This is a genomic window from Frondihabitans sucicola, assembly GCF_030296615.1.
Lineage (GTDB): Bacteria > Actinomycetota > Actinomycetes > Actinomycetales > Microbacteriaceae > Frondihabitans > Frondihabitans sucicola.
The window spans coordinates 357,882-374,375 of the sequence record NZ_AP027733.1 but is presented as its reverse complement, the minus strand read 5'-3'; the positions used below and the strand labels follow the sequence as shown (position 1 = coordinate 374,375).

Genomic DNA, 16,494 nt, shown 5'->3' with positions numbered 1-16,494 from the left:
GCTCCCGCCCGTCTTGCTTGACACAAGCGCCATAGGGTGTACTGTAGGTTACGAGCTTGAGGGACAGGCTCACGCAGACCTTGGGGGCCACCATGCCGAACACGACCGTCACCACGCCCGGATTCTGGGACGACGCCGAAGTCATCCACGCCTACACCGCGGCCGACGCCGTGGCAGACGGGGACCTGGTCGCGCTCGACGACAAGCTCGTCAAGAGCCACCGCATCCTCGTACCCGTCCTCATGACTCGCGCCGCGTACGCCGACGCCGTCGACTGGACTCGCGGTGACGACGAGGGCCAGAGCATCACCGGCCGCGCCCACGACGTCCTGTCGATCATCACCTTCATGGGGATCGCCAAGCGCGCAGCCGACACGAACGAGAAGGTCCCGTTCGAGCTGCACCGCATCCCGGACAAGACGCCCTCGGGGCAGCCGTCGCGCTCCACCACGGCTCTCCGCACTCGCCTCCAGATCAACATCGAGGGGTACGACATGACCGGGATGCCCTGCTTCATCATCTCGATGCCCGGCGAGGACTGAGCTTGAGCGCCCTCTCGGACGCCGTCATCGTCGGCAGGGAGCGCGGCTACCGCGTCAGCCTGACGCTGGCCCCCTGCTCGGCCGGGAACGCGATCGTCACCCGCATCGAACTCGCCCCATCGGCCCTCGTCCCTCGCGGCGTTGCCGCGTTGTTGGACAGCAGTGGAAACGCCACCTACGAGGTCAGCATGCCCGCGAGTGACTGGGAGCCCATCGACTCCCTGGAAGCCGCAGGGGTCGACGCCCAGGCCCTGATGGCACACGTCCGCACCTTCGGGAGCATCTACCGCGCCGCCGCAGCGGCCCAGGAGGCATGATGGCGCGCTCGTTCGGTCGACGGCTCTGGTCCGGCCAGACCCTCGACGTCGAAGCGCACACAGACACGGCGTTGTCTCCAGGGCGGCACTGGCAGTCGTACTACGGCATCCAGGCCGCCGCGACGCTTGTGGCAACCGTCGTGACGGCGTGGGTCGGTTCGGTCGGATTCGCCACGATCATGAACCAGGTGAGCCTGCATCCCGGCGAGAAGACGAAGGACCTTTGGGTCTACGTGGCGCCGTGGGCGTTCGTCTTCCTCACGATCGTCGTCGCTCGCGTCATCACGGTCTGGGCTCGGGGACAGCTTCGCTTCCATCAGTCGCTCTGGCTCGCGATCATCGCCCAGCGCCTCCATCGTGAGTTCGACATCGAGTTGACGGACCTCAATCGGGCGCTGATCTTCGTGCCCTTTCTGAAGCACCCGAAGAGCCCTTACCTTCTCCGCGATCGGCTCACGTTCCGGCACGGCGAACACGAGACGATCCGCATCCAGGTGCCGACGCTCCCGGATCAGCTCATGAGCATCCGCGTGCTGCGTGGGGGCGACTGGGTCGTGCCGCCTCGTCGAAACCCGGAGGGGTAACTGGCGTTAGTAACACGCGTTACGCCGTAACGGGCGTTACGCGCTGACAACCTGCTACGCCAGCGAGCAGCCAGTCCTCACGAGAGGGCTGGCTGCTCGTCCATGCTCAGCGGGCGAAGCGCGACTCGACCTCGGCGCGGGCGGTGGCCAGCGCCGTCTCTTTGGCCTCCTCGTGCTTCCCGGCGCCGCCGAACGCGTGCGCGATGCGCTTCTCGCCCGACTCGCCCTCGAACCAGATGACGCCCCCTCGTCCTCGCCTCGGTACCACTGGCTCTTCAGCAGGTCGAGGAGGTCGCCGAAGAGGATCGACTCGTAGGCGACGTCGTCGCCGTGGTTCTCGTAGGCCCCCATGACGCGCACGACGTCGCCTTCGATCGTGACCTCGGCCCCGGCGCCGCCGCCGTCGGTCGACTGGAAGACCCACTTCTTGGTCCGCGTGTTGGCCCGCTGGGCGCCGTGCTGGTCGACGGTCGCGTGCGTGGGGAGCTTCAGCGTGCCCGAGTAGGGCGAGCAGATCGCGAAGACGGCCTGGAGGACGTCGGTCTCTCCGGGGCGCTCTCGACGAGTCCAGAACTTCTGGCGCTCCTGGCCGTTCATCTTCTCGGCCGCGTTTCGGTAGGCCTCCAGGGAGGTCTTCGGCAGCGCGCGGTGCCAGGCGCGGCTCTTCTCGTAGATGGCATCGTGGGTGGTGTTGAAGAGCTTGGTGAGGCTCTCCGCCAGCCGCTTCCCGTCGCCCTTGTGCAGGGTGATGGTGCCGCTCAGGCCGCAGGTGTAGCTCATGATCTTGTCCTCTCGCGCCTGTCCCTCAGGCATATTCTTACAGTACGCGTAGCCACTGACATTCGTCACGAGGGCCAACTACTGTACTCTGGGGGATGGCAACCACCCCCACTCCTGAGATCGTGTCGACGCCGGGACGGTGGGCTCTCGACTTCGGATACCGCCTGAGCAAGAGCAGTCGCATCGCCTGGACGGTCGTCCTCGCTTGGGACGTCGCGGCGCTCATCCGCTCCATCCGCGGGGGCGCCGACGTCTCGACTCTCGTCCTCGGCATCACCTGCGTCTTCGGTGCCGCCATGTTTCTGAACTCGATGTCGCGCAAGCGCGTGACGCGTCGCCACTTCCGCAGGGATGCCGACGCGCAGCAGGCCGCCGACGCTGCCGTCGCGGCGTACGCCAGCGCCGCCGAGCGCGCCGCGGCGATCCGGGAGCGGGGACTCATTGCCGAGCAGGACACCGCGGCGGTGCTCCTCGGGCGCAGCATGCTGGTCGCCCTCGACATGCACCACCCGCCCCGATGGCTCGGGCCCGAGTTGAAGCGACTCCTGCCGGACGAGACTGTCCCCATGCTGTCCAACGTCACGGCGAAGCTCGACGCGATGTTCCCCGCCGAACTCGCCAACCGACCGCTCTAGCAACGAGCGGGGCTGGGGCGGAGACGTGTTCGTCGGGTTCTCCCATCCCTGACCCTCACGCCCGTACGACCAACCGCCCTCAGCCATGGACGGCCGAGGGCGGTCTTCGGTCAACTACCGCGCGATGAGGTAGCCGAGGTGAGCGTCGTGCGCGGCCTCGCCGAGCGGGCCGTAGTGGTTGGAGATGCGATCCCCGCCACCGAAGGACGCCCCGGTCTGCCCTTCGTTGTACTCGGAGTTGTACCAGATGACACCACCGGAATTGCGGCCCCAGGTGATCGCGTTGAGGGCGGCGTAGAAGGCCATGCCGATGATGGACTCGTTGGCGTGGTCGACGCCGTGGTTGCCCTCGGCGTGGACGGTGACGACGCGGCCGCGGATGCTGACGGAGCCGTAGTCGCCGCCGTACGCCCGGATGAAGGCCCAGGTGCCGGTGCGGATGTTGCCGCGCGGGGCGATCGCCTCGACGGCGTCGTGCGTGGGGAGGCGATCTTCCCGCTCCCGGCGATGTTGTCGAGCACCTCGAAGGCGAGGGCGGTGCGTGCCTCGGCCGTGGCGTTGCGCGGGGCGCGCACTGCACGAGCGTGGTCGTGGTGGGCCAGCTTGAGCTGTCGGAGCCCCTCGGCGTACTTCGTGGGGTTCGTGGTGCCGATGCGCTTGTGGAGGGCGCGAGCCTCGTCGTAGACGGCCTGGTGCGTCTCGTTCAGAGTCTCAGTGAGGGCCCTACAGAACGCCGCGACCTCGCGGGCGGGAAGGGTGATCGTGCCGTGCATGCGCTCGTCGTGGCTCATGGTGATGTCCTCTCTGTGCCCTGGGATTCCGGGGCTTGCGCGCCTGTCCCTCAGGCACATTCCTACAGTACGCAGAGCCACTGACATTCGTCACATTCGCGGGCCTCGTGCTCGTAGGGCCATGCTGCCGTTCCTGGCGCATCTCGTCGAGTCCTCCCATCCCCGACCCCCGCTTCGGCCCACGACAAAGCCGCCCCATCCCGAGAGAGATGAGGCGGCCTGCCCGGTGCTCACTACTCGCCGGGGTACCAGCCGTGGACCCGCTTGTACTCGGACTTGCCGAGGGGGCCGAAGTGCTCGCTGATGCTGTCCCCGCCGCCCCAGTCGTTGCCGCTGGGGCCCTCGTTGTGCTCGGAGTTGTACCAGAGCGCCCCGCCCGAGGTGCGGGTCCACTTGACGGCCTTCAGGGTCTCGAAGAGGACCCGGCCGAGGATCGCTTCGTGCGCCTGGTCGACGGCGTGATTGCCCTCGCTCTCCCACCCCAGTTCGCGACCCCGGAGCGTGATGTAGGCGTCGGGGGAGGCGTACCGGCCGAGGACCTCGAACCTGTCGGTACGGTTGGTCGCCTTGGGGGCGATGCGTTCGATGTCGGCGTGGGTGGGCGCGTGGAGCTTGCCCTGGTGGGCGATCTGGAAGAGCACGCTGATCGCGACGGCCCGGTGCAGGTGGCGGGGCGACAACGGGGCCTTCGACCAGGATCGCTCGGCGGCCTCCAGCTCGGCGGCGGCGGCCCGCTGAAGCTCATACACTGCGGCGGCGTAGGCCTTCAGCGACGTCGTCTTGATGCCGCGGTGCATGGCGCGGGCTTCCTCGTAGGCGCCGTCGTGGATCGCATTCGCGGCGGCGACGAGCGCCCGGCTGATCTGCGCGACAGCAGGTGCGAGGAGAAGGATCGTGCCCGTCTCGGTTTCGTTGTGGCTCATGATGTTCTGTCCTCTCGTAGCCTGCCCCTCAGGCACGTTCCTACAGTACGTGGAGCCACTGACATTCGTCACACGAGGGAGTACCGTAACGCGCGTTACTCGCCGAGAGGGGCGTCGGTCGCGGCGACGGGGACACGGTAACCGGCACCCTCAGCCAGCCCTGCCTCGGCGGGGTCGCCATGTCGCAGGATGCCGAGCGCGAGAGACTCGGCGCAGAGCAGGTAGGCCGCAGAGACGGCGGGAGCCTCGCCGTGCGGTGGGTTCAGCGCGGCGTCGAGGATTCGGAGCTGAGCCTCGACAGTGGAGCGCAGGGAGGCGATGAGGGCCGCGTCGGCGATCGCCCGCTGCTCGATGGGGGCGCCAGGCACAGGGGCCCCGCCGTAGCAGGTGGCCACGTCCCACATGTCGACGGTGACATTCGCCGTGCTGAACGTCTCGCGATCCTTTCGGAGGGCCACGTCCGTAAACCTCCAGGAGCCACGAGTGCCGAGGCGCACGAGTAGCTCCAGGCGCCGTCTGGCCTCCCGGACGACTGCGAGGCGCTCGTCCTGCGCGCCGCTCATTTGTCGATCACGAAGCCGCAGGCCTCGCACTTGTCGTTGTCGCCGACCTCACCCCAGGGGCCAATGTGATCGAAGGTCGCCGGATTGCAGTGGACCTCGCCGAGTGACTGGTCAGCGGGGTAGTTGGTCGTGGTCACCGTGATGGATGCCACCTCGCGGATGAAGGCGTGGCCCATGCGTCCGGCGCGTTCGCGGGCATCGGCCTCGTCCTTCGCGGTGACCCAGCCCGGCGCACTTGCGAAGAGCGTGGATGCAGAGGCGTCCCAGAACTGCCAGGTCGTGGAGCGCGCCGTCTCAAGAGTCATGTTCTTAGGGTAGCAGGTTGCGATTAATCTACCCGCGATGCGGTCGGAACCCCGCGCTCCCATCCCCGACCCCCTGTGTCAGGGCGCGGCGGTCAGCCGCGCTTGCCCTTCTCCTCGAAGCCGCAGCCTGCGTCGCAGGTGATCCACATCTCGGACGTGGCGGAGAACTTCATCTGGACGCCCGCGAGGGAGTAGCTGCCGAGGGGCTTGGCGGTGAGACGCGGCGCGACGGTCATGCCCTGGTGGCCGCACATGGGGCAGGGCGCGTCGATGTGGTGCTTCTCGGCGCTGGGGTCCGCGGTGAAGGTCTTGAGGCCGTCGGCGGGCGGCGTGGTCTCGTCCATGCTTCCAGTGTCCATGGTCAGTCGTCCCATCCGAGCCACGCGTAGTCATCTTCGGTGACCTGGGACTCGAAGATCACCTTGGGGAAGTCGTCGCTGTCGAAGCTGAACTCGTCCTCGCGGTCGATCCCGTCGACGGCGGCGAGCTGGTCGAGGGCCTCCTCGACGGTCATGCCTCGGGCTGCGGGGGCAAGCTCGCCGCGGACGATCAGCTCTTCGACGAGCCTCTCGGGGGTGAAGTTCTCGGCCTTGTAGGTGTAGCCGACGATGTCGGTGGCGCTCATGGTGCTCGGTCCTCTCAGCAGCCGTCCCTCGGTCCCTCTCGTCTTACAGTACATGCTTACGGCTGTAGCGTCAACGCCAGGGGCTGCGGACCCGAAGGTCTCGCGGCCCCTGGCGTCAGCCTCAGGCGGCCTTGACGCCCTGACGGCGCTCCGCGTCGAGCTGCCAGGCGGGCACCGGGAGGCGGAGCTTGGAGACCTGCTCGATGAGCCACTCGCCAGCGGCGGTGTAGTCGCGGTCGGAGTAGTCGCGCCCGGTGCCCTTGAAGGTGACGCGCTCCTGGTAGCCGGACTTGAGCGCCTCGCGCTTGTAGTCGCGGGGCATGTCGAGCACGATCGCGGCGGCACGTGCGGGGGTGAGCACGAGCCCGCCCTTGGTGGTCTTGCTGGCCATGATGACCGGTCCTCTCTCGCCCCGTCCCTCGGGGTTTGATTGCTACAGTACACGCATATGCACGAGTGTCAACCGACGGCAGCGAATTGGCCGCAGAATTCGTAAAAACCGGCTCTTCTACCCGCGAAGAGGGGGCGTGTGGCGCCTCCGTAGCGGCCGATTGAGTGAGAGCACCCCACCACAACCGCAAAGGCCCCCATGCGCACCCGCCGCCGCTTGAAGCTCGCCGATCTCGGCTTCAGCTTCATCGAACTCCTCGCCTACATCGCGATCGCAGCCCTCCTCATCCTCGCCGCCGTCCCGCAGTTCGGGCAGTACCGCGAAAAGGCGCGCCTGTCCGTGCTCCGCGACGACACCCACAACGCCGCCCTTGCAGCCGAGGCGGCGACGATCGGCGTCGTCTCCAAGCACACGCACGGCACCGGCCCGCAGCTCGTCGCCGCGACCATCCGCACCGTGTCGACCTCGGCGATCATCGACGCGGTCACGAAGGCTGTCGCCTCCACGAAGCTGTCCGACAAGGACACCTCGATGCAGGTCATCGACACTGGGGGCGGGGACTACGACATCCTCGGCACGAACACCGCGATCAAGTACCAGGTGGCCTACGCATCCGCGCCCGACGCCTCGCGCGGCTACGCCTCGGGCCTCAACATCATCCGTCCCACCGGAGACGTGACGCCCGTCACCCCCACGCCGACCCCGACTGCCACGTCGACCCCCGCCCCGACGGTGACGCCGACTCCCACCGGCACCCCGTCGCCCACGAACACGCCCACGCCGACCCCCACGCCCACGCAGAAGGTCTGGACCCCGATCCAGGCGGCCGCAGCCATCGGCGGCGGCGACGCCAAGCTGACGGTCCAGCTCACGGGCCAGACGCTCTCCACCTGGGGCGCCACGAGCGCCACCGTGACCGCGGACGGCACGACGACGACCGTCACCGCGTTCCCCGCCACACTTCCCGTGCAGGGTGTCGCAGTCGGAGGTTCGGAGCCCGTGACGATCGCCCTGACGGCCTCGGATGGGCAAAAACTCACTACGACCGTCACGGCCGAGCGGCAGAACTACCCCGCGGTCCAGTCGGCAACGCTGAACAGCACGAAGTCGATCATCACCGTCACCCTGACCTCGCTCGTCTCCGACTGGGGAACCAGCACCATGAAGTGGGGCATCTACCAGGGCAGCACGGCAGCTATCGCCCAGGCGGGGACCGGCTACGCCAGCATCAGCGCCAAGGCGACCGCCCTATCGAGCGCCATCACCATGCCGCCGTCGCCCAACGGCAAGTACATCCAGCTCGTCATCCAGGACGGGAAAAAGGTCTACCTCGTAGGCCAACCGATCGCCACCGGCGCCTAGGAGAAATCGACATGCGCATCCGCAAGACTCTCGCCGACCGCGGCTTCAGTTTCATCGAGCTGCTCGCCTACATCGCCATCGCGGCGCTCCTGATCCTGGCCGCCGTCCCGCAGTTCAGCCAGTACCGCGAGAAGGCACGCCTCTCGGTCCTGCGAGACGACACCCACAACGCCGCTCTCGCCGCGGAGGCTGCGACCATCGGCATCGTCTCCAAGCACTCGGACGGGCACTCGGTCCAGCTCGTCGCCAAGAGCGTCCACCTCGTCGACACGTCCACCCTGATCAAGGCGGTCACCGACGCGGTGAAGGCTTCGAAGGTCTCCGACAAGGACACCACGATGCAGGTCATCGACGCGGGCGGCGGCAACTACGACATCCTGGGCACCAGCACGGCGATCAACTACCAGGTGGCCTACGCCTCCGCCCCCGACGCGACGCGCGGCTACTACGCGGGCCTGAACATCGTCCGCCCCGACGGCACGACGACCCCCACCACTCCGACGCCGACGCCCACGCCGACCGTGACGAGCCCCGCGCCCAGCGCGACCCCGACGGTCACCGCCACGCCGACCCCGACGGCGACCCCGACTCCGACGCAGACGCCCGACCCGCCCAAGAAGACCTGGACCCCGATCGACGCGTCCGCTCTCATCACCGGGCAGGGCGGCCAGCTCACCGTCTCGCTCAACAGCGGCGCGCCCAGCACGTGGGGTGCGAGCACCATCAAGGTGACCGCCAACGGTGCCAGCGTGGACGTTAAGACGTTCCCGTACACGGTCGCGGCGACCAATGTCGCGTCAGGCGCCTCGATCCCCGTCACCCTCAGCGTCACCGCCTCGGACGGGCAGGTCATCACCCAGACCATCACGGCCACGCGTACCGCGATGCCCACGATCGCGAGCTTCAGCATCAGCGGGACCGTGATGACCGTGAATCTGACCGCCACGCCCAAGAGCTGGAGCGGGCTGACCACCACCCGCTGGGGCATCGCTTGCGGCACGAGCGCGCCCAACACGACCGCCGCCATCTCGGGAGCGCAGTCGCAGTTCGATGGGGCGAGCATCTCCGGGCGGATCGGGATGAACTCGAACTGCAAGTACGCCCAGCTCTACATGTCGCAGTACCCGACCAACACTCCCGTCGAGACGCCCTACACGACCGGCTACAAGGGCTGACCCGTGACCATCCCGACATGGAACGCGCTTCGCCATAAGGCTGTCGACCGAGGCTTCAGCTTCATCGAGCTGCTCGCCTACATCGTCATCGCGGCCTTGCTGATCCTCGCCGCGATCCCCCAATTCGGGCTCTACCGCGACAAGGCCAAGCTCTCCGTCCTCCGAGACGACGTGCACAACGCCGCACTCGCCGCCGAGGCCGCCACCATCGGCGTCGTCGCCAAGGGACACAAAGCCGACGACGGCGTCCACCTCGTCTCGGCCCACATCCGCACGGTGGCAGCTTCCGCCATCATCACGGCCGTCACCTCGGCGGTCGCCGGGACCAAGGCCTCCGACAAGGCGACCAGCTTCACCGTCATCGACGCAGGCTCCGGCGAGTACGACATCGTCGGGACGAACACCGCCATCGACTACTCCGTGGCCTATGCCTCGGCCCCCGACGCCAGTCGCGGCTACTACGCGGGCTTGAACATCATCAGGCCGTCAGGCACTGTCACGCCGACGAACCCCACGCCCACCGCCACACCGACGCCCACGTCGACCCCGAGCGCTTCGTCCAGCGCGACGCCGACACCGAGTCCCACCGCGACGCTCGATCCGGCGCCCACGGCTACTCCGAAGCCCTCCGCCTCGACCCCGCCGACGGTGTGGACGCCCATCAAGGCCTCGGCCTACGTCAACGGCGGCGACGCCAAGCTCATCATCCAGCTCACGGGTCAGACGCTCGCGACATGGGGTGCCACGAGCGCCACCGTGAAGGCCGATGGCGCAACGACGACCGTCTCGGCGTTCCCGGCGACGCTCGCCGCCCAGAACGTCGCCATCGGCGGATCGGAGAGCGTCACGATCTCGCTCGCCGCCTCGGATGGACAGACCGTCACCACGACGGTCACCGCCACCCGCCCCACGGCACCGACCGTCAAGGCGGCCGCGATCACGCCGAACCGGACCTACCTCCAGGTCACGCTGACGTCGCTCATGAGCGACTGGGCGGGCTCGGGGAACACCGTCACCTGGGGCCTCTACTGGGGCAAGACCCCGCAGGACGCTCAGCTCGGGAACGGTGGCCACGTGGTCGACACCGCAGGCAAGACGATCTCGGAGTACTACCTGGCACCTGCCGTCGCCAACGCGAAGTACTACCAGCTCGTCGCCGTCGTCAACGGCAAGGCGAACCTCATCGGGGCCCCGGCGCTCAGCGGCTACTAGGCGCATCCCCTCAGTCGGGTCGTCATCGCGGCCCGTCGACGCGACAAGGCCCCCTCCGTTCCCGGAGGGGGCCTTGTCGGTGGGGCTGAACTACTTGCAGGTGCCGAGCATCGAGGTCAGGGCCGTCTTCTCGCTCGTGGTCACGCTGAGCTTCCAGGTCGTCTTGATCTCGGTCCAGCGGACCGCGTAGGCGCAGTAGTCGCCCGTGTTGGCGGGCTTCCACTGATCCGGGGTCTTGTCGCCCTTCTGGCGGTTCGCGGAGTTGTCGACGGCGAGCGTGACCAGGGGGCTGTTCGCGTAGGTCTCGCGCTGGCTGGCAGTCCAGGTGGCGGCACCGGACCGCCAGGCGGCCGCCAGGGGCACCATGTGGTCGATGTCCAGGTCCGACTGGTCGCGGAGGGTGGTGCCCGTGTACGGGTCCGCCCAGGTGCCCGTGATGTGGCAGTTCGCGCCGATCTTGGGGGCGGTTGCGTCACGGTAGAGGACGGCGTCGCGGGTGTCGCATCCAGCGCCGAGCGTGCTCTTGTCCCACGTCTTGAAGTTGTCACGCGAGTAGCCCGCCATCGTGCCAGCGGGGGCCACCTTGAGCGTGGCAAGGGAGGTCTTGGCCTTGGCGCCAGTGAAGGTGACGTTGTTCCAGGCGGCACCGCCGGTGGGAGCCTTGCCCGCGGCGGCCTTGGCGTCGGCGGCCTTCTTCGCGGCGGCAGCGGCCTGGGCGGCCTTGGCCTTGGCGGCCAGTTCGGCAGCCTTCTTCTTGGCCTCCTCCAGGAGCTTCTTCGCGGAGGATGACAGCGAATCGGAGGCGACGGCGGCAGGGGCCGTGGTGGCAGCGGTCGAGGGGGCGCTGGTGGCGATACCAGCGGACTGCGCCACCGGAAGGTCGGCACCCGTCAGGTGCGGCAGTGCGAGGCTGATCGTGATGAGTGCCGTCGCGCCGATGGCGGTCAGGGCAAGGATGCGCTTCATGGTGCTGGTGGTCCTCTCGTGGGCCGTCCCTCGACCCGCAGAATCTACAGTACACGACTGTACGTATTCGTCAACTCAAACCGAGGCCCTTTTTCAAAGTGTTGACGATCAAGACACGTTGTGTGTACTGTAGCCATCAACAACCCCGAGGGACGGGGTTTACGAGAGGACCACGAACCATGCGCACCCCCACCGAGCACTTTTTCAGAGCGACCCGCTTCGAGCCCGGCGTCCTGGAGACGCCCATCAACCTCCAGACAGCGCTCGACTGCCTCCGCGACGGGAGCGAGCTGAAGGCCCGCGCCTACTCGTCCGCCATCTTCACGCCGACGTTCGAGGACGGTCGCGACGACAAGGGCACCGCAACGTTCCACTTCAGCACCGAAGCGCTCAACATTCGCGTCCGAAGCATCACCTCGGCCGAGGACCACAGCGGCGCCTTCGTCCTCGTGGGCATCGTTCACGAGATTACCTACGAGGGCGACGAGCCGCCCCGCTCGTGGGAGTACACCTTCGCCATCCGCGGCGGCGAGAACACGACCTTCACCCGCAGGGAGATCGCCGACGGCGAGTAGCCCAAAGCCACAAGAGCCCCCGTCGAGAGAGCGGGGGCTCTTGTGCGCGCGGGCAAGATTCACCTCGCGGAGGTAGCCAGCGGCGCATCCGACGGATACCTTGTGCCTACCGAGGTCCGGGGGACAGGGATGGGAGGCGAGCGATGAGCAAATCAGAGCCGACGATCGAAGCCGTGATGGCGCTGATCCTGCGCCTCATCGAGCGGGGGCCGCAGTATCAGAGCCAGGTCAACGACGTGCTCCGGTCGGAGCTGCCCGGGACGCCCTGCGATCTGTTCGGAGACGCCGTGGCCACGCTCCTACACGACGGCAGGCTGCGCATTCACGAGCACCGGTACGAGCGCCCGGTCCCCGCCGAGGTCTAGGCCCGCTGGCCTATTCGCCCTGCTCCGGGAAGTGCACGGGGCACTCGTCGTTGGGCTCCAGCATCGAACCGGGCTCGACGGCGCTTCCGTGCCGGGTCCAGGTCTTGGGGTCGGTCGGGTAGCAGGTGCACTCGTCCACGTCAGGCCTTCAGCAGCTCGTGCTGCATGCCGTCGACCTTCAGGAGCGCGGCCAGCTTCTCGTTGAGTCGGTCGCGGGCCTCATCCAGGCGGTGGGTGCCCCACTCGCTGACGAGAGCGTGATCCTGCTCGTTCCAGCCCTCGAAGTCGACGGCCAGAATGCGGCCGAAGTCGTCGTAGCTGTACTGGGAGTCGGAGATGCCGTCCTCGGTCTCCTGGAAGACCACGACGTGGTCGCTGCTGCCCTTGCCGGTGAAGTCGGCGGTGAGGCGCAGGCCGCCCTCTTCGAAGGTCAGGACCATGCCCTGGTAGCCGAAGTGCGCGAAGGCGATGCTCGGGCTCTGGATGGGGGTTGCGAAGCTCATGGATTCCTCTCTCGGCCCTGTCCCTCAAGGCCTCGTGATTCTACCGTACACGGCCACCACGATTGTGTCACTATTTGCCGGTGGCGACTTCCTGGCCATCGGCGCCGGTGATGGTCCACTGGTCGAGCGCCAGGGGGATCGCGGCGGCCGCGGGCATCCCCGCAAGCGCCACCTGGACGGCGGGCTCGGGCTCAGCCATGTACTCGACCAGCTCGCCGACGATCTTCGACTCGCCACAGGTCAGCGTGACCTCCGTACCGCGCAGGCGCAGCAGCGCGATCTCGCCCCGAAGCCGGGCCAAGAGGCTGTCGTCGGCCTGGACCGTGTACTCGCCCGCCCCGGCGCCTCTGGCCTCGTCGGTGGCCTCAAGGGCGCGTTCGGCTGCGGCCCGCGCCACATCGGCCTCGGAGGCTCGGATGTTGGCGTCGTCGGCGATCGCCTGGACCTGACGAATCTGCTCGTCCTTCGAAGCGATGGACTGGCGGAGGTCCACGGCACGCCCCTCGGAGGCGGCGAGCTGACTCGCCGCGGTCTCCAGCAGCCGCTTGCTCTCGCTCTTGGTCTCGCGAAGCTCGCGCTGGAGGTCGTCGATACGAGCCTGGTCGGCGACGGTGGTTGCGGGGCCCGATGCGCGCGGGCGCGGGGTCTCGCCGAACGGGCGGCGGCCATGGAGCGTGGTCCGGATCGGCTCGGGGTCGGTGTCGATGTCGTCCCAGGCGACGGGGGATGCCCATCCGAGCCCGTCCGCCAGTCGGCGGCATGTCTCGCTCGGGGTGGAGCGCTCGGACTTCTCGTCGATGCCGCGGGGGAAGCGCGCGAGATCGCGGTAGACGTCCTTGATCCGCTCGCACGCGGCCGCGGGCATCCGCTCCGGGGAGTCAGGATCACGAACCAGACGGCGTCAGGGGAGATGCCGAGGCGCTGGGCGAGTTCGCCCGGCTGGTAGCCGATCGCGACGAGCGCCTGGAGTCGGCGAACCGCTCCGACGACGTCTGAGCCGCCCGTGGGGACCGGCATGGCGGGCGGCGGCACGGTGGCGACGGACGTGGACGGGGCGATGACGGCACTCGTGGTCACGGCGGTCTCCTCAGGCTTCTTGCCCTTGGAGCCCGGCGGACGGCCGCGCTTGATCTCTTGCCCCTCGCGACGGCGCCGAGCCAGATCGCGCGCGGCGACCGACTTCGGGTTCGTGCTGTAGATGCGGGGCAAAGCGACTCCAAAATCAGGGTTTAGTAACAACATGCTACCCTAAGCCCCCGATCGGTGCCTACTTGGGCGGCCTGCGGTCCAGTTCGTCATACACCCGCGGGTTGATCGGCAGCAGGTCGACGAGCGAGGTCCGTAGCGCTCTCGCCATCGTCGCGATCGTCAGGATCGATGGCATGGAGCCGACCTGGCTCTCCTGATTCGAGGAGGCTCGCCCGGTCTCGATGTGGGAGATGTACTCCTTGTCGAGCCCCGTCATCTCACTGAGTGCCGCCATCGAGACGCGGAGCCGGAAGCGCCGGATGCGGAAGCGAGCCCCGAGGGCCATCGAGTACACCGACCACCACTCGTTCGTGACAGGGACCGTGTCCCGGAAGATGTCCTTCTCGTCCTCCAGGAAGCCGTGCGCGGTCATGGTGTCGGGCCAGACCTCGATGGGCCGAAGCTCCTCCATGTCGAACACGTCCGTCAGGGCAAGGCCGAGACAGATCGTGACGCGGATGAAGTCGCGCAGGAACGGATTCACGCGGGGCCCGGCAGCTCCGCCGTCTTCCCAGCGCGCGTATTCGTCCGGATCGAGTTCCGCCATCGTCGCCACGGTGGCCACGCTGAAGCCCAGCGCTTCGCGCCTCTCGCGCAGCCTGGCGCCGATCTCTTCGCTCACCTCCTGCCACTCGGCAGCGGTGAAGCCCACGTATTCCGTCACGTTCGTCATCCTGGCAGGAGGGGACACGGAAACTCCCCTTTCTGGAGGACTAGTTCGATTTTCAACCATCTCACGCAACGAGCTACCTCTCTGCGCCATCTTCGGGGGTGGAACGTTGCGCCGCATCTATGTGGATGCGCTTACACCTCCGCCGGGCCCTGCGTGGCCGCCCGTCTCGGGGCGTGTCGCGACCGCTGCGTGACGAATGTCGGAGGGTCTATGTACTGTACGAAATAGCTGCTCCGAGGGACGGGGCACGAGAGGAAACCATGGACATCAACGTCAACTTCGACTTCACCATCGACTTCGTACCGCCGCGCTGCCGGAACGCACGCCCGACGAAGTTCACCAGCGCCACCGTCGTCACTGTCGCCGAGACCACCGAGGCCGAGGCGCCCGTCGGCATCCGTGCGCAGGACACCGAGTACCGTCTCCACGACGGCCGCCTCTGGGTCAAGCGAGAAGGCTGGGTCCGCGACGGCGAGCCCGTCGACATGATCGCCGGAACCGAAGCCTTCCCCGCGGAGGTGCACCGGAACGCGGGCTACGTCACCGAGCGTGAAGCGAAGGCCGACCTCGCCGCCGAGTACGCCGACATGCTCATCGTCGACGGATGGGTCTACGACGCGCAGCCCGAGCCGACCTACAGTTACATCACCCTCGGGCTCGACCTGCACCCCGCCTGGACCATCGGCCCGGTCAACCCCCAGAGCCCCACGTCCCACTTCTCTGCCCGCGACCGCGAGGCGTTCCTGGCCGCCATGCGCTCCTGCGTCACGGACAACAACCGCGACGGGGACCCCGCCCGCCGCCTGGAGTACATCGAGCTGACGCCGGTGATCGAAGTACTGATCGACGACGCCGCCCAGTTCGTGACGCCCACCCGTGCCGAGTACTTCAAGGCCCGCTGGGACAGCTACTACGAGCGCGGCCGCGCAGCCGTCGTCGACTCGCTGGGCGCCACCGCCCTCCCGAGCATCGTCGACCAGGTCACCACCGACCTCTTCGAGCACCTGGTGGCCACGCTTGGCGAGTGGGGCGTCGTCCGGGCCCTGGGGGAGTCCTGGGACTGGAGGAACGACGTCCACGTCATGCGGAGCCCCGAGGTCATCGCCGACGCCCTCGCGGCCCTCAAGGTCACCGGCGGAGCAGTGAAGCGCACGACCCTCGCGATCGAGTTCGTGCACGACGGGGACTTCCCGGACGTGGCCGCGCTCCTGGCGCAGCTCTCGGCGCTCGGCGCCGGGGAGGCGTACCTGACGACGCGGGTCGAACACCCGGTGCCCGACGCCACGGTCGACGTCGAGCGCGAGCGCTTGGCGGCGACGAGCGCCGAGCACGTCTCGGCCTGACCGCCCAGGGCGGGGCTCGCGCCTCGCCCTCCGCGGGGTTCTCCCATCCCCGACCCACAGGCTCCACGGGCTGAGCAGGCCGCCGGGTAGAGTGCGAAATCGCAACTGGCTACACTACGACCACCGCACGCAAGCGCTTGGGGGAGCTGCATGACACTTCGAACTGTGCTCGTCGGCGCTCCGCATGTCGCCTTGGAAGCGAGGGGCCTCCGAGTGGCTGGATGGCTCTTCTACGCCACCCACCTCGTCGTCTGGCTTCTGGCCATCATCCAGCCCTATGCCTACGAGTCAGGCAGTTCCATCTGGGGTCCCGTGCCGCCGCTCGTAGGTGCGTCGCTCTTGTGGCTCTGTGCCGCCGTGACCGCCTGGGTCCTTTCAGTCATCGTGGAGCGGATGGCAGGTCGCCCAAGGCGCATCGGGAAGTACTTGCAGCTCGTCGGACTGCTTGTGCTTGCCGTTCTCGGAGTCTGCGTCTTCTTCGTAGTGCTGGCTGCGCTCAGCAACACGGAGACCGGAGGGGTCCTGCTCTGGCCAGCGACCCTCATGCACGCCCTCGACGGCTACTCGCAGCTCCATCGCGCCTGATCGCCAGCGAGGGCGAGCCTCCGTCTGTGAC

The 16,494-nt window shown here is 67.9% G+C and carries 24 protein-coding genes; 11 read left to right on the top strand and 13 right to left on the bottom strand.

Annotated features, from left to right (window positions below):
* The first annotated feature begins 92 nt into the window (after positions 1-92).
* The 3 genes from QUE79_RS24370 to QUE79_RS24360 are packed head-to-tail and all read left to right on the top strand — an operon-like array spanning position 93 to position 1,443.
* Positions 93-542, top strand: coding sequence for a DUF6573 family protein (locus tag QUE79_RS24370; protein ID WP_286347089.1), 450 nt, complete (start codon positions 93-95; stop codon positions 540-542).
* Between the two features lie 2 nt (positions 543-544).
* The gene (locus tag QUE79_RS24365; protein ID WP_286347088.1) at positions 545-859 is read left to right on the top strand and encodes a hypothetical protein; all 315 of its coding nucleotides are present in this window, start codon (positions 545-547) and stop codon (positions 857-859) included.
* Positions 856-1,443: a hypothetical protein gene (locus QUE79_RS24360; protein WP_286347087.1), complete on the top strand. Its 588-nt coding sequence runs from the start codon at positions 856-858 to the stop codon at positions 1,441-1,443. The genes QUE79_RS24365 and QUE79_RS24360 overlap by 4 nt, the downstream gene beginning before the upstream one ends.
* A gap of 54 nt (positions 1,444-1,497) precedes the next feature.
* Here the strand turns inward: QUE79_RS24360 and QUE79_RS24355 are convergent, their stop codons facing one another.
* Positions 1,498-2,223: a hypothetical protein gene (locus QUE79_RS24355; RefSeq protein ID WP_286347086.1), complete on the bottom strand. Its 726-nt coding sequence runs from the start codon at positions 2,221-2,223 to the stop codon at positions 1,498-1,500.
* A 95-nt stretch (positions 2,224-2,318) separates the two neighbouring features.
* Between QUE79_RS24355 and QUE79_RS24350 the strand changes: the two genes are divergently transcribed.
* Positions 2,319-2,858, top strand: coding sequence for a hypothetical protein (locus QUE79_RS24350; RefSeq protein ID WP_286347085.1), 540 nt, complete (start codon positions 2,319-2,321; stop codon positions 2,856-2,858).
* A gap of 114 nt (positions 2,859-2,972) precedes the next feature.
* Here the strand turns inward: QUE79_RS24350 and QUE79_RS24345 are convergent, their stop codons facing one another.
* The 7 genes from QUE79_RS24345 to QUE79_RS24315 form a co-directional block, all read right to left on the bottom strand.
* Positions 2,973-3,164, bottom strand: a complete 192-nt coding sequence (locus QUE79_RS24345) for a hypothetical protein (RefSeq protein ID WP_286347084.1) — start codon at positions 3,162-3,164, stop codon at positions 2,973-2,975.
* 718 nt (positions 3,165-3,882) lie between these two features.
* Positions 3,883-4,572, bottom strand: coding sequence for a hypothetical protein (locus QUE79_RS24340; protein WP_286347083.1), 690 nt, complete (start codon positions 4,570-4,572; stop codon positions 3,883-3,885).
* A gap of 95 nt (positions 4,573-4,667) precedes the next feature.
* Positions 4,668-5,030: a hypothetical protein gene (locus QUE79_RS24335; RefSeq protein ID WP_286347082.1), complete on the bottom strand. Its 363-nt coding sequence runs from the start codon at positions 5,028-5,030 to the stop codon at positions 4,668-4,670.
* A 101-nt stretch (positions 5,031-5,131) separates the two neighbouring features.
* Positions 5,132-5,440: a hypothetical protein gene (locus QUE79_RS24330; protein WP_286347081.1), complete on the bottom strand. Its 309-nt coding sequence runs from the start codon at positions 5,438-5,440 to the stop codon at positions 5,132-5,134.
* 92 nt (positions 5,441-5,532) lie between these two features.
* Entirely contained in the window at positions 5,533-5,784 is a 252-nt protein-coding gene (locus tag QUE79_RS24325) for a hypothetical protein (RefSeq protein ID WP_286347080.1), read from the bottom strand.
* A gap of 17 nt (positions 5,785-5,801) precedes the next feature.
* A complete protein-coding gene (locus tag QUE79_RS24320; protein WP_286347079.1) occupies positions 5,802-6,065 on the bottom strand; it encodes a hypothetical protein in 264 nt (87 codons plus the stop codon).
* 121 nt (positions 6,066-6,186) lie between these two features.
* Positions 6,187-6,456: a hypothetical protein gene (locus tag QUE79_RS24315; RefSeq protein ID WP_286347078.1), complete on the bottom strand. Its 270-nt coding sequence runs from the start codon at positions 6,454-6,456 to the stop codon at positions 6,187-6,189.
* Between the two features lie 198 nt (positions 6,457-6,654).
* On the opposite strand from QUE79_RS24315, the gene QUE79_RS24310 reads away from it, so the two are divergent.
* From QUE79_RS24310 to QUE79_RS24300, 3 genes are read left to right on the top strand one after another with little or no spacing between them, the layout of a single operon-like run.
* Positions 6,655-7,818, top strand: a complete 1,164-nt coding sequence (locus QUE79_RS24310; RefSeq protein ID WP_286347077.1) for a hypothetical protein — start codon at positions 6,655-6,657, stop codon at positions 7,816-7,818.
* Positions 7,819-7,829: 11 nt separating this feature from the next.
* The gene (locus tag QUE79_RS24305) at positions 7,830-8,993 is read left to right on the top strand and encodes a hypothetical protein (RefSeq protein ID WP_286347076.1); all 1,164 of its coding nucleotides are present in this window, start codon (positions 7,830-7,832) and stop codon (positions 8,991-8,993) included.
* Between the two features lie 3 nt (positions 8,994-8,996).
* Positions 8,997-10,205: a hypothetical protein gene (locus tag QUE79_RS24300; protein WP_286347075.1), complete on the top strand. Its 1,209-nt coding sequence runs from the start codon at positions 8,997-8,999 to the stop codon at positions 10,203-10,205.
* 90 nt (positions 10,206-10,295) lie between these two features.
* Here the strand turns inward: QUE79_RS24300 and QUE79_RS24295 are convergent, their stop codons facing one another.
* Positions 10,296-11,171: an HNH endonuclease family protein gene (locus QUE79_RS24295; RefSeq protein WP_286347074.1), complete on the bottom strand. Its 876-nt coding sequence runs from the start codon at positions 11,169-11,171 to the stop codon at positions 10,296-10,298.
* A 179-nt stretch (positions 11,172-11,350) separates the two neighbouring features.
* Between QUE79_RS24295 and QUE79_RS24290 the strand changes: the two genes are divergently transcribed.
* Both QUE79_RS24290 and QUE79_RS24285 read left to right on the top strand, forming a co-directional pair.
* Positions 11,351-11,746 carry a hypothetical protein gene (locus tag QUE79_RS24290; protein ID WP_286347073.1) on the top strand — a complete coding sequence of 132 codons (396 nt, stop codon included), beginning with the start codon at positions 11,351-11,353 and terminating at the stop codon, positions 11,744-11,746.
* A gap of 143 nt (positions 11,747-11,889) precedes the next feature.
* The gene (locus QUE79_RS24285) at positions 11,890-12,111 is read left to right on the top strand and encodes a hypothetical protein (protein WP_286347072.1); all 222 of its coding nucleotides are present in this window, start codon (positions 11,890-11,892) and stop codon (positions 12,109-12,111) included.
* Positions 12,112-12,121: 10 nt separating this feature from the next.
* Here QUE79_RS24285 and QUE79_RS24280 read toward each other — a convergent pair whose 3' ends face one another.
* The 4 genes from QUE79_RS24280 to QUE79_RS24265 all read right to left on the bottom strand — a co-directional run bounded on the left by QUE79_RS24280 (position 12,122) and on the right by QUE79_RS24265 (position 14,526).
* Positions 12,122-12,250, bottom strand: a complete 129-nt coding sequence (locus QUE79_RS24280) for a hypothetical protein (RefSeq protein WP_286347071.1) — start codon at positions 12,248-12,250, stop codon at positions 12,122-12,124.
* 1 nt (position 12,251) lies between these two features.
* Complete coding sequence (locus QUE79_RS24275) at positions 12,252-12,614, bottom strand: hypothetical protein (RefSeq protein WP_286347070.1); 363 nt, start codon at positions 12,612-12,614, stop codon at positions 12,252-12,254.
* A gap of 70 nt (positions 12,615-12,684) precedes the next feature.
* Complete coding sequence (locus QUE79_RS24270; RefSeq protein WP_286347069.1) at positions 12,685-13,479, bottom strand: hypothetical protein; 795 nt, start codon at positions 13,477-13,479, stop codon at positions 12,685-12,687.
* 402 nt (positions 13,480-13,881) lie between these two features.
* Positions 13,882-14,526, bottom strand: coding sequence for a transcriptional regulator (locus tag QUE79_RS24265; protein ID WP_286347068.1), 645 nt, complete (start codon positions 14,524-14,526; stop codon positions 13,882-13,884).
* A 269-nt stretch (positions 14,527-14,795) separates the two neighbouring features.
* On the opposite strand from QUE79_RS24265, the gene QUE79_RS24260 reads away from it, so the two are divergent.
* Together QUE79_RS24260 and QUE79_RS24255 are read left to right on the top strand one after the other, a co-directional pair.
* Positions 14,796-15,878, top strand: coding sequence for a DUF8359 domain-containing protein (locus QUE79_RS24260; protein WP_286347067.1), 1,083 nt, complete (start codon positions 14,796-14,798; stop codon positions 15,876-15,878).
* A gap of 213 nt (positions 15,879-16,091) precedes the next feature.
* A complete protein-coding gene (locus tag QUE79_RS24255; RefSeq protein ID WP_286347066.1) occupies positions 16,092-16,463 on the top strand; it encodes a hypothetical protein in 372 nt (123 codons plus the stop codon).
* Positions 16,464-16,494 lie beyond the last annotated feature (31 nt).

Coding starts and splice junctions, on each gene's coding strand:
- QUE79_RS24370 (WP_286347089.1), top strand. CDS start 93: ATGCCGAACACGACCGTCACCACGCCCGGATTCTGGGACGACGCCGAA.
- QUE79_RS24360 (WP_286347087.1), top strand. CDS start 856: ATGATGGCGCGCTCGTTCGGTCGACGGCTCTGGTCCGGCCAGACCCTC.
- QUE79_RS24355 (WP_286347086.1), bottom strand. CDS start 2,223: ATGAGCTACACCTGCGGCCTGAGCGGCACCATCACCCTGCACAAGGGC.
- QUE79_RS24350 (WP_286347085.1), top strand. CDS start 2,319: ATGGCAACCACCCCCACTCCTGAGATCGTGTCGACGCCGGGACGGTGG.
- QUE79_RS24345 (WP_286347084.1), bottom strand. CDS start 3,164: ATGGCCTTCTACGCCGCCCTCAACGCGATCACCTGGGGCCGCAATTCC.
- QUE79_RS24340 (WP_286347083.1), bottom strand. CDS start 4,572: ATGAGCCACAACGAAACCGAGACGGGCACGATCCTTCTCCTCGCACCT.
- QUE79_RS24330 (WP_286347081.1), bottom strand. CDS start 5,440: ATGACTCTTGAGACGGCGCGCTCCACGACCTGGCAGTTCTGGGACGCC.
- QUE79_RS24325 (WP_286347080.1), bottom strand. CDS start 5,784: ATGGACGAGACCACGCCGCCCGCCGACGGCCTCAAGACCTTCACCGCG.
- QUE79_RS24320 (WP_286347079.1), bottom strand. CDS start 6,065: ATGAGCGCCACCGACATCGTCGGCTACACCTACAAGGCCGAGAACTTC.
- QUE79_RS24315 (WP_286347078.1), bottom strand. CDS start 6,456: ATGGCCAGCAAGACCACCAAGGGCGGGCTCGTGCTCACCCCCGCACGT.
- QUE79_RS24310 (WP_286347077.1), top strand. CDS start 6,655: ATGCGCACCCGCCGCCGCTTGAAGCTCGCCGATCTCGGCTTCAGCTTC.
- QUE79_RS24305 (WP_286347076.1), top strand. CDS start 7,830: ATGCGCATCCGCAAGACTCTCGCCGACCGCGGCTTCAGTTTCATCGAG.
- QUE79_RS24295 (WP_286347074.1), bottom strand. CDS start 11,171: ATGAAGCGCATCCTTGCCCTGACCGCCATCGGCGCGACGGCACTCATC.
- QUE79_RS24290 (WP_286347073.1), top strand. CDS start 11,351: ATGCGCACCCCCACCGAGCACTTTTTCAGAGCGACCCGCTTCGAGCCC.
- QUE79_RS24285 (WP_286347072.1), top strand. CDS start 11,890: ATGAGCAAATCAGAGCCGACGATCGAAGCCGTGATGGCGCTGATCCTG.
- QUE79_RS24275 (WP_286347070.1), bottom strand. CDS start 12,614: ATGAGCTTCGCAACCCCCATCCAGAGCCCGAGCATCGCCTTCGCGCAC.
- QUE79_RS24270 (WP_286347069.1), bottom strand. CDS start 13,479: ATGCCCGCGGCCGCGTGCGAGCGGATCAAGGACGTCTACCGCGATCTC.
- QUE79_RS24260 (WP_286347067.1), top strand. CDS start 14,796: ATGGACATCAACGTCAACTTCGACTTCACCATCGACTTCGTACCGCCG.